Raw genomic sequence first — 280 nt, forward strand, 5'->3', positions numbered from 1 at the left:
GGAAATGTCCAAAAATAATCAAATCTTACTTGATGCAATAATTAAACAAGAAATGGAAGATTTAGAAGAAAATATACCATTGAGTGATTTCCTCGAATTTTACTCCGCGCTTCAGGTATTAAAAGAGAATGAATTAAGTTATGACGAAATAAATACCGGTATCGCAGGTAAAAGTCATGACGGTGGTGCCGATTCGCTTTATTTATTTGTAAATGGTGAACTGGTTAAAGAAGATGATGACTTAGCGGATAAGTATAAAAAGAATGTAGATATTGAATTT

1 protein-coding gene is annotated in these 280 nt (G+C 31.8%); it reads left to right on the forward strand.

Annotated features, from left to right (window positions below; translation table 11 throughout):
* The coding region (locus AAEY78_RS12730; protein ID WP_352339692.1) for a hypothetical protein at nt 1-280 on the forward strand (280 nt) is incomplete at both ends.

Origin of the sequence: Psychrobacter sp. 16-MNA-CIBAN-0192 (assembly GCF_040309565.1) — a bacterium.
Taxonomy (GTDB): domain Bacteria; phylum Pseudomonadota; class Gammaproteobacteria; order Pseudomonadales; family Moraxellaceae; genus Psychrobacter.